Origin of the sequence: Methylopila turkensis (assembly GCF_027922325.1) — a bacterium.
GTDB lineage: Bacteria > Pseudomonadota > Alphaproteobacteria > Rhizobiales > Methylopilaceae > Methylopila > Methylopila turkensis.
This window is the reverse complement of sequence record NZ_BSFL01000001.1, coordinates 144172-157360: the sequence shown is the minus strand read 5'-3', so window position 1 is coordinate 157360 and position 13189 is coordinate 144172. Positions and strand designations below refer to the sequence as shown.

13 protein-coding genes are annotated in these 13189 nt (G+C 71.6%); 4 read left to right on the top strand and 9 right to left on the bottom strand.

Annotation, left to right across the window (positions count from 1 at the left end):
• Positions 1–109: 109 nt before the first annotated feature.
• The 4 genes from PKE78_RS00675 to PKE78_RS00660 form a co-directional block, all read right to left on the bottom strand.
• Positions 110–1456 (bottom strand): FMN-binding glutamate synthase family protein, encoded by a 1347-nt coding sequence (locus tag PKE78_RS00675; RefSeq protein ID WP_271198914.1) that lies wholly within the window; start codon positions 1454–1456, stop codon positions 110–112.
• A gap of 14 nt (positions 1457–1470) precedes the next feature.
• Positions 1471–2178, bottom strand: coding sequence for a protein glxC (locus tag PKE78_RS00670; protein ID WP_271198913.1), 708 nt, complete (start codon positions 2176–2178; stop codon positions 1471–1473).
• Between the two features lie 29 nt (positions 2179–2207).
• Positions 2208–3098: a class II glutamine amidotransferase gene (locus tag PKE78_RS00665; protein ID WP_271198912.1), complete on the bottom strand. Its 891-nt coding sequence runs from the start codon at positions 3096–3098 to the stop codon at positions 2208–2210.
• Between the two features lie 140 nt (positions 3099–3238).
• Positions 3239–3916 (bottom strand): helix-turn-helix domain-containing protein, encoded by a 678-nt coding sequence (locus PKE78_RS00660; protein WP_428981211.1) that lies wholly within the window; start codon positions 3914–3916, stop codon positions 3239–3241.
• A 120-nt stretch (positions 3917–4036) separates the two neighbouring features.
• Here PKE78_RS00660 and PKE78_RS00655 point away from each other — a divergent pair, with 120 nt between their 5' ends.
• Complete coding sequence (locus PKE78_RS00655) at positions 4037–4351, top strand: DMT family transporter (protein ID WP_271198911.1); 315 nt, start codon at positions 4037–4039, stop codon at positions 4349–4351.
• Between the two features lie 10 nt (positions 4352–4361).
• Here the strand turns inward: PKE78_RS00655 and PKE78_RS00650 are convergent, their stop codons facing one another.
• From PKE78_RS00650 to PKE78_RS00635, 4 genes are read right to left on the bottom strand one after another with little or no spacing between them, the layout of a single operon-like run.
• Positions 4362–4940, bottom strand: a complete 579-nt coding sequence (locus PKE78_RS00650; protein ID WP_271198910.1) for a sarcosine oxidase subunit gamma — start codon at positions 4938–4940, stop codon at positions 4362–4364.
• Positions 4933–7914 (bottom strand): sarcosine oxidase subunit alpha family protein, encoded by a 2982-nt coding sequence (locus tag PKE78_RS00645; protein ID WP_271198909.1) that lies wholly within the window; start codon positions 7912–7914, stop codon positions 4933–4935. Before PKE78_RS00645 ends, PKE78_RS00650 begins: the two co-directional genes overlap by 8 nt.
• Entirely contained in the window at positions 7914–8201 is a 288-nt protein-coding gene (locus PKE78_RS00640) for a sarcosine oxidase subunit delta (protein WP_271198908.1), read from the bottom strand. The genes PKE78_RS00645 and PKE78_RS00640 overlap by 1 nt, the downstream gene beginning before the upstream one ends.
• Before the next feature lie 10 nt (positions 8202–8211).
• The gene (locus tag PKE78_RS00635) at positions 8212–9471 is read right to left on the bottom strand and encodes a sarcosine oxidase subunit beta family protein (protein ID WP_271198907.1); all 1260 of its coding nucleotides are present in this window, start codon (positions 9469–9471) and stop codon (positions 8212–8214) included.
• A 98-nt stretch (positions 9472–9569) separates the two neighbouring features.
• Here PKE78_RS00635 and PKE78_RS00630 point away from each other — a divergent pair, with 98 nt between their 5' ends.
• Positions 9570–10532, top strand: coding sequence for a LysR family transcriptional regulator (locus PKE78_RS00630; RefSeq protein WP_271198906.1), 963 nt, complete (start codon positions 9570–9572; stop codon positions 10530–10532).
• Positions 10533–10539: 7 nt separating this feature from the next.
• Here PKE78_RS00630 and PKE78_RS00625 read toward each other — a convergent pair whose 3' ends face one another.
• Positions 10540–11649 carry a hypothetical protein gene (locus PKE78_RS00625; protein WP_271198905.1) on the bottom strand — a complete coding sequence of 370 codons (1110 nt, stop codon included), beginning with the start codon at positions 11647–11649 and terminating at the stop codon, positions 10540–10542.
• Between the two features lie 459 nt (positions 11650–12108).
• On the opposite strand from PKE78_RS00625, the gene PKE78_RS00620 reads away from it, so the two are divergent.
• Positions 12109–12948, top strand: coding sequence for an aldo/keto reductase (locus tag PKE78_RS00620; RefSeq protein WP_271198904.1), 840 nt, complete (start codon positions 12109–12111; stop codon positions 12946–12948).
• Positions 12949–13014: 66 nt separating this feature from the next.
• Positions 13015–13170 (top strand): hypothetical protein, encoded by a 156-nt coding sequence (locus PKE78_RS00615; RefSeq protein WP_271198903.1) that lies wholly within the window; start codon positions 13015–13017, stop codon positions 13168–13170.
• Positions 13171–13189: the final 19 nt, after the last annotated feature.

Sequence of the window (13189 nt, the reverse complement as noted above, 5' to 3'; positions counted from 1 at the left end):
TGAAACAGTTCGGCTTTGCTTGCGGGGTTCCCCGCCTGCAGGAGGCGCCTGCCGAAGAGCCGGAGGAAGGCCTCCGGGGGACGTCGGCGGGCCTTCCTTTTCGTTTTTGTCAGAACCCTCCGGACTGGCCGGGGATCCAGGTGGTGCCGGCGAGCGGCACGTTCGCCATCGCCGCCGCCTCGATCGTCAGCGCGACGAGGTCCTCCGGCTCGAGATTGTGGACGTGGCTCTTGCCGCAGGCGCGCGCGATGGTCTGGGCCTCCAGCGTCATGACGGAGAGGTAGTTGGCGAGGCGGCGGCCGGCGATCTCCGGGTCGAGGCGCTTCATCAGCTCCGCGTCCTGGGTGGTGATGCCGGCGGGGTCGCGGCCCTCGTGCCAGTCGTCATAGGCGCCGGCGGTCGTTCCGAGGGCCTGGTACTCGGCCTCCCACTTCGGATCGTTGTCGCCGAGCGCGACCAGCGCCGCGGTGCCGATCGCGACCGCGTCGGCGCCGAGCGCCAGCGCCTTGGCGACGTCCGCGCCGTTGCGGATGCCGCCGGAGACGATGAGCTGCACCTTGCGGTGCATGCCGAGGTCCTGCAGCGCCTTGACCGCCTGGCGCACCGCCGCGAGCGTCGGAATGCCGACGTTCTCGATGAAGACCTCCTGCGTGGCGGCGGTGCCGCCCTGCATGCCGTCCACCACGACCACGTCCGCGCCGGCCTTCACCGAAAGCGCCGTGTCGTAATAGGGCCGGGCGGCGCCGACCTTGACGTAGATCGGCTTCTCCCAGTCGGTGATCTCGCGAAGCTCCTCGATCTTGATCTCGAGGTCGTCCGGGCCGGTCCAGTCGGGATGGCGGCAGGCCGACCGCTGGTCGATGCCTTCGGGCAGCGTCCGCATTTTCGCGACGCGGGGGCTGATCTTCTGGCCAAGCAGCATGCCGCCGCCGCCGGGCTTGGCGCCCTGGCCGACCACCACCTCGATCGCGTCCGCCTTGCGGATGTCGTCCGGGTTCATGCCGTAGCGCGACGGCAGGTACTGGTAGACGAGCTTGGTCGAATGCCCGCGCTCCTCTTGCGTCATGCCGCCGTCGCCGGTCGTCGTGGACGTGCCCATGGCCGAGGCGCCGCGGCCGAGCGCCTCCTTCGCCGGACCCGACAGCGAGCCGAAGCTCATGCCGGCGATGGTGATCGGGATTTTCAGCTCGATCGGCTTCTTGGCGAAGCGCGTGCCGAGCACGACGTCCGTGCCGCAGCGCTCGCGGTAGCCCTCGAGCGGATAGCGCGACATCGAGGCGCCGAGGAACAGCAGGTCGTCGAAATGGGGCAGCTTGCGCTTCGCGCCGGCGCCACGGATGTCGTAGATGCCGGTCGCCGCCGCGCGGCGGATCTCCGACAGGGTGTAGGCGTCGAAGGTCGCGCTCTCGCGGGGGAGGGTGCGGGGCGCGGCTGGCGCCTTGACGTGCTCGTTCATCGTCGTCTGTCCCCTCAGTACGCGGACGCGTTGTCGACGTGGAAGTGGTAGAGCGTGCGGGCCGAGCCGTAGCGCTTGAAGTCGGACGGATCGAGTTCGCCCTCCACGCCCGCGAGCTTGAAGCGCTCGTAGAGCTCCTGGCGGTGCTCGTCGCGCATCTCCTTCTCGACGCAGTCGGCGCCGAGGCTCTTCACGCCGCCGCGGACGTAGAGCCGGGCCTCGTAGATCGAGTCGCCGAGCGCCTCGCCGGCGTCGCCGAACACGGTCAGGGTGCCGGCCTGCGCCATGAAGGCGGACATGTGGCCGACCGAGCCCTTCACGACGATGTCGACGCCCTTCATCGAGATGCCGCAGCGCGCGCCGGCGTCGCCGCCGATGATCAGCGCGCCGCCGTGGGCGGTGGCGCCGGCCGCCTGGCTGACGTCGCCCGCGACCTCGACCCGACCCGACATCATGTTCTCGGCGACGCCGACGCCGGCGGCGCCGCGGACGATGATCGTCGCCTGCTTGTTCATGCCGCCGCAGTAGTAGCCGACGGGACCGTCGACCTCGACCGTCACCGGCGCGTCGAGGCCAGCGGCGATGGCGTGCAGGCCGCGCGGATTGGCGACCTGCCACAGCGAGGCGTTGGTCCCGTCCTTCAGCGCGTGCAGCGCCGCGTTGAGCTCGCGGACGCTCGCCGTCGCCAGATCGAAGCTGTGACTCTTGGTGCTCGCGTTCATGCGCGGCTTCCCCCTGTTCTGACTTTGGCTCAGGCCGCGGCGCGATCCCAGAAATAGACCTTGGCGGGCTCGGGCTCCCAGACCTTGGCGTTCTCGATCCCAGGCAGGCCGGCGAGCGCGCGGTACTCCGAGCCGAAGGCGACGTACTGGTCGGTCTCGGCCATCACCGCGGGCTTGCAGGCGATCGGGTCGCGCAGCACGCCGAAGCCGGACTCGGTGCCGACCACGAAGGTGTAGAAGCCGTCGAGATCGCCGAGGCTGTCCTCCAGCGCCTCGCCGAGCGAGCGGCCTTCGCGCATGCGCCAGGACAGGTAGCCAGCGGCGACTTCGCTGTCGTTGTCGGTCTGGATCGCGACGCCCGCGCGCTCGAGATTGCGGCGCACGGTGCGATGGTTCGACAGCGAGCCGTTGTGCACAAGGCACTGGTCCGCGCCGGTCGAGAACGGATGCGCGCCGTTGGTGGTCACGGCGCTCTCGGTCGCCATGCGGGTGTGGCCGATGCCGTGGGTGCCCGACATCTCCGCGAGCTTGAACCGGACGGCGACGTCGCTCGGCAGGCCGACCTCCTTGTAGAGCTCCATGCGCGACCCGGCGCCGACGACCGTCACGTCGGGCGCGACCTTGGCGAGCGTGTCGCGGACTTCGGCCTCGCGTCCGGCCGGCAGCGTCAGGATGGCGTGGGTGGCGCGCTCGCTGAGGCCGACGCCGTCGCCGAGCTTCGCCGCGAGGCCTGCGAAATCATAGCCCTCGGGCGCGCGCAGGGTCAGTTTCACCTCGTCCGGCGCGCCGGCGCCGTAGACCGCGAAGCCGGCCGAGTCCGGACCGCGGTCGGTCATGATCTCGAGCATGCCGCTCAGCAGTTCGCCGAGCTTCGGCTCAAGCGCCTTGTCCTTCAGAAAAAGTCCGACGATGCCGCACATGATTTCGGCGCGCTCCGTTTGCTCGAGGCTTACGTGCCTTTCGAAAACGGACGCTATCCGGGCGCCGCAGGCGCGTCAATCGATATGAAAAAATAATTCTTGTGAGGAAACTCGACCGTGGCGCTGAAGGCCTCGGCGCGTCAGTCCTTTTCGTACATGATGACCGACAGATAGGTCATCGGCTTCACCAGCAGCCGCTCCGGCCCGTGCGGCGCGCCGGAGTCGAACAGCAGCGAATCGCCGGGCTTGAGGTGGTAGCTGTTGCCGGCGTGGGCGTAGATCACCTCGCCGCTCAGCATGTAGATCAGCTCCGTGCCTTCGTGCTGGAAGGCGGTGTAGGGCGCGGCGTCCTCGGTCAGGGTGATCAGATAGGGCTCGCAGGCGATCGCCCCGCCCAGCATGTGGCCCAGCAGCTCGTACTGGTGGCCGACCTTGGTGCCGCGCCGCTGGATTACGACGCCCTGGCCCGCTGGCACGTAAGAGCAGTCCCGCCGCTCCTCGAACTCCGAAAACAGCAGGCTTATCGGCATGTTGAGCGCCGAGGCCAGCGTCTGGAGCGTGCCGAGCGACGGCGAGATCTGGCCGTTCTCGATCTTCGACAGCATGCCGGTGGAGACGCTCGCCGCCGCGGCGAGCTCCGCGACCGTCAGCCCCATCAGCTTGCGGTGGTGCCGGATCTGCAGGCCGATCGCCTGCTCCAGCGTGCGGCGCTCCATCGCCGCCGGCGCGCCGGAGCCCGTGACGTAGGCGTCCTCCGCGCCCGGCGCGGCCTCCTCCGCGGGAACCGCCGCCGCCGCGGATGTGGACTTGCGAACCATGGCGCTTTCCTCTCAGGAAACTTTCCGCAAGGCTAGCGAAAGGCGCCTGGCTTCCACAAGCGCGCCGACGCCGCAACCTCCGCGCGCGGGAGGGCGGTTCTGAGCATGAGGAGTAGCGTGATGGGGTGGGTCTACCTGCTGGCGGCGGGCCTCATGGAGATCGTCTGGGCGACGGGGCTGAAGTATTCCGAAGGCTTCACGAAGCTCGTCCCGACCGTCGTCACTGTGATCTCCATCGCCTGCAGCCTCACGCTGCTCGGGCTGGCGCTGAGGACGCTGCCGATCGGGATCGGCTATGCGGCGTGGACCGGAATCGGCGTGGTGGGCACGACCATCTTCGGCATGGCGGTGTTCGGCGAGCCCGCGACGGCGGCGCGGATCGGCTGCATCGGGCTGATCCTGGCCGGCGTCGTCGGGCTGAAGATCGCGGGCTGAGCCTGCGCGCTCAGTCCTCCGCTCGGGCGTCGAGCCCGCGGGCCTGCCCCGCCTCGACGATCCAGCGCCAAAGCGTGGCTGCGAAGGTGCGGAACGTCGCGATCTCGTAGGTCGGCGCGTCGTCGACCTGCCAGAGGTGGACCGCGATCGAGGCGGCGTGGGTCATGGCGGCGTCGCCGGGCCCGAACGTCCTCGGATGCAGGTCGAGCTGGATCAGCGTGGCGAGCGTCTCCCGCGCCTTCGGGCCGGAGACGCGCAGCACCGTTCGGCCGTCCGACTGGTCAGCGACCGCCGCCGGCAGCGTGGAGAATTCGGTCGGAGCGGACGACACGGCCAGCCATTTGCCGGGTCCTGCGCCGACGAAGGCGACCTTGCCCGAAGCCACCCGCGCCGGTCCGGTCGGGAGATCGAGGCCGTAGGCGGCGCGGACCGCCTGGACGAGCTCCGCCTCGCGCCCCCTCAGGGCCGCGACGGAGGCGAGGGTCAGGTTCTCGACCTCCCGCAGCGTGACGCCGTGCGCTCCGGCGGCGGAGGCGTGAGGAGCTACGTGCGGCCGGAGCGCCGAACGGGCGACGAGGGGCTCAGCCACGGACGCGGACTCCTTCCGGATCGACGAAGACGGGAGCGACCACCTCGACCTCGACGTCGCCGTCGCGCACCGGGTCGACGGCGCGGACGATCTCGCCGATCCGCTCCTGGCCGCGCGCGAGGAAACCGAGGCCGACCCAGCAGCCGTTCGAGGGGGAATAGGCGACGGAGGTCATGTAGCCCTCGTCGTTGGCGGCGGTGACGGCCGCGCCGCGTGGGACGAAGTGCGCGCCGCCGCGGAGCCGCTGGGAACGGTCGACCGGCTTGAAGCCGACGAGCCGCGGCCGCGCCGGATCGGCGAGGCCCTCGCGCTGGCTCAGCACCTTGCCGATGCAGTCCTTCTTCTTCGACATCATGCCGCCGAGGCCGAGATCGGCCGCCGTGGTCTGGCCGTTGAGTTCAGCCGCCGCGGCGTGGCCCTTCTCGATGCGCATGACCGACAGCGCCTCCGCGCCGTAGGGGCAGATGCCGAAGGGCTCGCCCGCCGCCATGATCGCCCGGATCAGCGCGTCGCCGTAGCGGGCGGGGACCGCGAGCTCGAACGCCATCTCGCCGGAGAAGGAGAGCCGGAACAGCCGGGCCCTGGTCCCGCCGCACACGGTCAGCTCCTTGACGCCGAGATAGGGCAGGCCGGCGTCGGAAACGTCGAAGCCGTCGTCCGCCAGCGCCGCCACCACGTCGCGCGAGCGCGGCCCCGCGATCGCGTATTTCGCCCACTGGTCGGTGATCGACGACAGGTGGACGTCGAGATGCGGGAACAGCCACTGCCGGCAATATTCGAGATGCCGCATCACGCTCGCGGCGTGCGCCGTCGAGGTGGTGACGTAGTAATGCGTCTCGCCGAGACGGGCGACGGTGCCGTCGTCCATCGCGATCCCGTCCTCGCGCAGCATCAGCCCGTAGCGCGCCTTGCCGATCGGCATCGTGGAGAAGGTGTTGATATACACATGGTCGAGGAACGCGCCGGCGTCCGCCCCCTGCACGTCGATCTTGCCGAGCGTCGAGGCGTCATAGACGCCGACCTTGGTGCGGACGGTCTCCACCTCCCGGATGGTCGTCTCGAGCCAGTCGGTCTCGCCGGCCCGCGGGAAATAGGCCGCGCGCATCCAGAGCCCGGTCTCGACGAACACGGCGCCCTGCTCCTCGGCCCAGAAATGCGAGGGCGGCAGGCGGGTCGGCTTGAACTCCTTAGCCCGGTGCGCGCCGCCGAGCGCCCCGAGTGCGACCGGCGTGAACGGCGGCCGCGTCAGCGTCAGGCCCGTCGCGGGGATCGACCTGCCGGTGATCTCCGCCATCAGCGCGAGGCCGAGGACGTTCGCGGTCTTGCCCTGGTCGGTCGCCATGCCGAGCGTGGTGTAGCGCTTCAGGTGTTCGACCGAGCGGAAGCCTTCGCGGGCCGCGAGCTCGACGTCCTTGACCGTGACGTCGTTCTGGAAGTCGACGAACGCCTTGCCGCGCTTCGCCGGAACGCGCCAGGGCCCGAGCCCCCGGGTCTCGCCGGAATCGTCGTCGGCGCGCGGCGGATCGAAGGTCCCGCCCGAGAAGCCGCAGTCGTTCGCGGCCTCCGCGCCGGCTTGGGCCCCGGCGGCGAGCGCCTCGCCCAGGCCGAAGGCGCCTGCCGCCGCGCCGACGACCGTCATGCCCGGAGGCGTCCCGCCCGGCGCGAAGGCGGCGAGGTCGTCCCGCCACTGCGGCCGTCCGCCGAGATGGGTGGTGAGGTGGATCGTGGGGTTCCAGCCGCCCGAAACCGCGACGAGATCGCAGGCGACGTTGAAGCTTCCGCCGCGGGCGTCGACGATCTCGCAGCCCTTGACGCTCTGGCCGCCATAGGCGCGCGCCACCGCGCCGCCGAAGACGAGGAGCGCCCCGGCGGTCCGCGCCGCCGCATGCAGCGCGGGGCTGTCGCCCCGCGCGTCGACCACGGCCACGAGCTCGCAGCCGGCGGCGTTCAGGTCCGCCACGGTGCGGGCGGCGTCGTCGTTGTTGGCGTAGACCACCGCGCGCCGGCCCGGCGCGACGCCGTAGCGGTTGAGATAGGCGCGGACGGCGCCCGCGAACATCACGCCCGGCGTGTCGTTGCCGCCGAAGGCGATCGGCCGCTCCAGCGCGCCGGCGGCGAGCACGGCGCGCTTCGCGACGATGCGCCAGAAGCGCTGGCGCGGCTGATGCGGCGCCGGCTCGCGCAGGTGGTCGGAGACCCGCTCGACCGCGCCGTAGACGCCGCCGTCATAGGCCCCGAGCACGGAGGTGCGCCGAAGCACGGTCACCTCGGGCAGGTTCGCGAGCTCCGCCTCGGCTTCGTCGGCCCAGCGCGCCGCGCTTTGGCCGCCGAGCTCGCGCCGCTCGGCGATCAGCCGTCCGCCGAGCGCGAAGTCCTCGTCGGCGAGGATCACCCGCGCGCCCGTGCGGCCGGCGGCGAGCGCCGCAGCGAGGCCGGCCGGGCCGCCGCCGATCACCAGCACGTCGCAATGGGCGGTGGTCTTCTCGTAAGGATCGGGATCGGCGGCCTCCGCCGCGCGGCCGAGACCCGCGGCGCGGCGGATGAGAGGCTCGTAGAGCTTCTCCCACAGCTTCGCCGGCCACATGAAGGTCTTGTAGTAGAAGCCCGCCACGAACACCGGCGAGGCGAGCTGGTTCACCGCCAGCAGGTCGAAGGCGAGCGACGGAAAGCGGTTCTGGCTGCTGGCTTCGAGCCCGGCGTAGAGCTCGGCCACCGTCGCCTTCACGTTCGGCTCCCGCCGCGCGCCGGTCCGGAGCTCCACGAGCGCGTTCGGCTCCTCGGAGCCCGCCGTCAGCACGCCGCGGGGGCGGTGGTACTTGAACGAGCGGCCGACGAGCGTGACGCCGTTCGCGAGCAGCGCCGAGGCGAGGGTGTCGCCGGGGTGGCCGGAATAGGTCCGGCCGTCGAAGGTGAAGGCGAGCGGGCGCGTCCGGTCGATCAGGCCGCCGGAGGCGAGGCGGTTCGGCTGGGACATCATTCGGCTCCGGAGCCACGCGCCGCCGCCACGTCGCGGGCTACTTCGACGCGGCCGATGGCGTGGGTGCGGGTGTCGCGGGTCACCACCAGCCAGGACTGGCAGCCGCTGGCGTGCTGCCACAGCTCGCGGTGCAAGCCGGCCGGGTTGTCGCGGAGGTAGACGTAGTCGTGGAACGCGGCCTCCGCGCCGGGAGCGGCCGGGTCGGGACGGATCAACGTGGCGTCGCCGAGATAGGCGAACTCGTCCAGGCCGCGGACGCCGCAATAGGGGCAGGGAATGCGCATGGGTCGAGCCTCAGTGCAGGTTCGGCTGGGCGCCGACGCCCTTTTCGTCGATCAGGCGGCCGGTGGCGAAGCGGTCGAGCCGGTAGGCGGCCGCGACCTCGTGCGGCGCGTCGGTCGCGAGCAGGTGGGCGAAGCACCAGCCCGACGCCGGCGTCGCCTTGAAGCCGCCGTAGCACCAGCCGGCGTTGAGGTAGAGGCCCGCGACCGGCGTGCGGTCGATGATCGGCGAGCCGTCCATCGACATGTCCATGATCCCGCCCCAGTGCCGCAAAAGCTTGACGCGGCCGATCGCGGGCATCAGCGCCATGCCGCCCTCCGCCACGTCCTCGATCGTCGGCAAGTTCCCGCGCTGGGCGTAGGAGTTGTAGCCGTCGATGTCGCCGCCGAAGACGAGGCCGCCCTTGTCGGACTGCGAGATGTAGAAGTGGCCGGCGCCGAATGTGCAGACGGTGTCGATGAAGGGCTTGATCCCCTCCGACACGAAGGCCTGCAGCGCGTGGCTCTCGATCGGCAGTCTGAGGCCCGCCATGGCGGCGACCCGCGACGAGTTGCCGGCGCAGGCGAGGCCGACCTTCTTCGCGCCGATGAAGCCGCGGGTGGTCTCGACGCCAAGAATGCGGCCGGCCTCGATCCGGAAGCCGGTGACTTCGCAGTTCTGGATGATGTCGACGCCGCGGCCGTCGGCGGCGCGGGCGTAGCCCCAGGCGACCGCGTCGTGCCGCACCGTGCCGCCGCGGCGCTGGCGCAGGGCGCCCTTGATGGGAAAGCGCGCGTTGTCGAAGTCGAGCATCGGCAGGATGCGCTTGAGCTCGGGCACGTCGAGCAACTCCGCGTCGACGCCGTGCAGGCGCATAGCGTTGCCGCGGCGGGCGTAGGCGTCGCGCTGGCCGTCGGAATGGAACAGGTTGACCACGCCGCGCTGGCTCACCATGGCGTTGTAGTTCAGGTCCTGCTCCAGCTCCTCCCAGAGCTTCATCGAGTGTTCGTAGAACGGCGTGTTGCCCGGCAGCAGGTAGTTTGAACGCACGATCGTGGTGTTGCGGCCGACGTTGCCGCCGCCGATCCAGCCCTTCTCCACCACGGCGACGTTGGTGATGCCGTGGACCCTGGCGAGGTAGTGCGCGGTCGCGAGCCCGTGGCCGCCGCCGCCGACGATGACGATGTCGTACTCCGCCTTCGGCTCGGGCTCGCGCCAGGCCGGCTTCCAGCCGGTGTGGCCGCGAAGCGCCTCGCGCAGCACGGAAAAGATCGAGTACCGGTCGGTCGACATGAGCGCGCCTGGGTGATCGCGAAGCAAGGACACGCCGGAGTATGGCGAACGGAAAGGCGCTATGAGATATAAATCGGACTTATAGTGCGAGCCCCGCGATGCAGCCCCGCGCCGACGACCTTCCCTTCGATCTCCGCCAGCTCACGATCTTCCTCGCGGTCTGCGACGCCGGCTCGATGGCGGCGGCGGCGCGGCGGCTCGGGCTGACGCAGCCGGCGGTGTCGCTCGCGGTGGCGGAGCTCGAAGCCCGCGTCGGCGCCGGGCTGTTCGACCGGGCGATCCGGCCGATCGCGCCGACGCCTGCGGGCGTGCTGCTGCGCCAGCGCGCCTCGGCGCTGGTCTCCGAAGCGCGCCAGATCGCGCCGATGCTGCGGGAGGCGGGGCGGGCGCGGTTTCCGCTGGTGCGGCTCGGGCTCGTCGACTCGCTGTCGCGGACGCTCGGGCCCGCGCTCGCCGACGCGATCGCGGCGCGGGCCGACGAGGTCGCGATCCTGTCGGGCCTGACGGCCGCGCACGCCAGCGCGCTGCTGTCGCGCAACCTCGACGTCATGATCGGCGTGGACGATCTCGGCGACGTCGCCGGGCTCGAACGCTGGCCGATCGTCGCGGAAACGCATGTGCTGATGCTGCCGGCGGACGCGCCGGCGGTGTCCGATCTCGCCGATCTCGCGCGGCTCGCGGAGACGCACGATCTCGTGCGGTTCAGCGCGCGGTCCTCGACCGGCGTCGAGATCGAACGCCATCTCCGGCGCATCGGACTGGACCTGCCGCGGCGGCTGTCGTTCGACACGCCGCAGGGCGTGGCCGCGGCGGTCGCGGAAGGCGGGCGCTTCGCGATCGTGACGCCCCTCTGCGTGGCGGAGGCCGCGCCGCCGGCGGGAGCGTTGACCTACGCCGCCCTGCCGGGCCCGCGCCTGACGCGGCGGCTGACGCTCGTCGCCTACGCCCAGGAGCTCGGCCGGTTGCCCGGCGAGCTCGCGGCGCTGGGCCGGTCGCGGGTAAGCGCGCTGGTGGAGGGCGGCGGCCTCGGGCCGCTCGCCGGTTTCGTCGACGTCGGCTGAACCGCGCTTAAGGAGCCACGATCCAGCGCCGAGCGCCCGGTCGCGCGGCGACCTCGCGGGCGCGTTCGGCGCCGGCGCGCTCGAGGCCTTCAGCCAGATGGCCACGCTCGGCGGAGGCGAGGTCGGGACGGACCGGCGTCCACAGCGCCGCTTCGCTGATCTCCGCCGCCAGCGGCACATCGCGCCACCACGGCCCGGCGCCGCCCGCGAGCATGTCAGGAATGCGCGCGTAGAGAGTCTGGACGGCCTCGGCGGCCTCCTTGTCGAGGTCCGCGCCGCGTTTGGCGAACAGCGAGATCTCCGCCTTGAGGGCGCGCGCGTCCGCGGCCAGCGGCGCCGAGGGCAGGTCCGCGGGCGTGAGCCGGCGCGAACGGTCGGGATCGACGTCCGGCGCGACCGAGACGACATGCAGGTCGCCATGGGCGGCGATCAAGGCGCCGAGGTCGGCGTCGCCCTTGACCGCGATCAGTACTGCGCCGGCGGCCTCGCCGCGGGAGACGGCGTCAAGCGCCTCCTCGCGGCCCGAACGGCGCTCGTCCGCTTCGAGCCGCAGCAGCGCCAGCGCCTTGCGCGCGACGGCGGCGTCGTCCTCCGCAGCGCCGATCTCGATCGGCTTGCCGGCGAGGTCGCCCGCCCCGGCCACGTCGTGGCGGGCGACGATCACGACGACGGCGTCGAACAGGCGCGCCACGCGCTGGACGTCCGGTTCGGCCGCGCCGTCGAGGCTCGGAGACACGGCGAGGTCGGCCGTCCCGCCGCCGAGCGGCGCGTCGATCAGCCTGGCGTCGTCGCCAAGCGCCTCGACGACCTCGGCGCCGGGACCGGCGGCCGCGCCGGCCGCGCTGACCGCGATCGCGAGGCCGCTGCGCTCCGGCGGCAGCGGCGCGGCGCGCGCTACCTCCCGGCGGGACGCGGCCGCGCGCCGGGCGGAGGAGCGCCGGAGGCTTCGGCGCTCGGCGGGGGCGGTTTGCGCAGCGACAACGCGCCGCGCGTTCTGCGCCGGCGCAGGCTGCGCGGTCCGGTTTCGCGACAGCGCCTGATCAGCGGCGGTGCGCCACCAATTTGATGTCTGGCCGGGGGAGGCGGCGGGCGCCGGGGCCGCCGCGGTCGCCGCCACGCGTGGGGCCGCCTGTCGCCTCGGCTGGGTCGCCGCCGGGCGCTGCGCCGGTTGCGCCTGCCGCGGCGCGGTCGGAGCGGCTTGGGCGCGCTGCGTGGGGTTGACAAGCTGCGCGCTGGCGAAGGTTGGCGCGGACAAAGCTGCCGCCAAGACGGCGATAGCGATCGAGCGGGGTCGTAAGGACATCCTGATCACCTGACAGCTCCGATGCGGCGCCGAACGCCGGCCTGAATTTCCTGATCTGCAGCTTCTATCGCTTTCCTGGCCGACGAATCTGTTTTCTTCAAGACCTGTTAACGGACCTTAACGGCCATTATTGGCGGGCATGGCGTCGATACGGGCCGAAAGGATGATGTGATTGCGGCCGCGTCCGTCGCTTCGTCGCAAGCGCGCAAACCTCGCGCGACGGGTAAGCTTGGCCGACGCGCCGCGAAGGCTGCGGCCAGGCAGGAGGTTCCCATGCGCCACTCCACATTCGGCCCCGACCGACGTCCGGTCCCGGTCATCGGGCAGGGCACATGGCGGCTGGACGACGACGCGCGGGCGATGGTGCTCGAGGCGCTGCGCGCGGGCCTCGACGCCGGCATGACCCATGTTGACACGGCGGAGATGTACGGCGAAGCCGAGCCGCTTGCGGCCGAAGCCATCGCCGGCCGGCGCGACGAGGTCTTTCTGGTGTCGAAGGTCCTGCCGCAGAACGCGGCCAAGGCGCGGGTGCTCGAAGCCTGCGAGCGCAGCCTGCGGCGGCTGAAGACCGACCGCCTCGACTGCTATCTCCTGCACTGGCGCGGCGCGACCCCGCTCGAGGACACCATCGACGCGTTCGAGACCCTGAAGCGGCAGGGCAAGATCGTGTCCTGGGGCGTCAGCAACTTCGACGTCGACGATCTGGAGGAGGCGCTCGGAATCGCCGACGCGGGCGCGATCGCCTGCAATCAGGTGCTCTACCACCTCGAGGAGCGGGCGATCGAGCACGCCGTCCTTCCCTGGTGCGAGGCGCATGACGTGACGGTCGTGGCCTACAGCCCGTTCGGCAGCGGCGCCTTTCCCGATCCGCGCTCGAGGTCCGGCGCCGTGCTCGCGGAGGTCGCCGCTGAGGCCGGCGCGTCACCGCGCCAAGCGGCGCTCGCGGCGCTGACGCGTCGCCCCTCGGTCATCGCGATCCCGAAGGCCGCGCGGAAGGCGCACGCGCTCGACAACGCCGCCGCGGGCGATCTCGAACTCACCGACGGGCAGCTCGCGCGCATCGACGCGGCGTTCCCGCGTGGCCCGAAGCCGCGTCACCTGCCGATGATCTGAACGAGGCGCGCGCTTTCGGCGGCCCGCGCCCTAGCTTCGTCCCTCAAAGCAAGAGGGAGACGCCCGATGGATATCGACCCGTTTGAACAAGGCCTCATCGCCGCGGCCAATGGCGGCTCGCTGAACGACAATCCCTACGAAGCCGGAAGCGAAGAGCACAGGCTCTGGGACGAGGGCTTCCTCCAGGGCGCCCGCGACGCCGAGCCGGCCGGGCCGGAATGATCGGCGAGGCGGCGGTCTG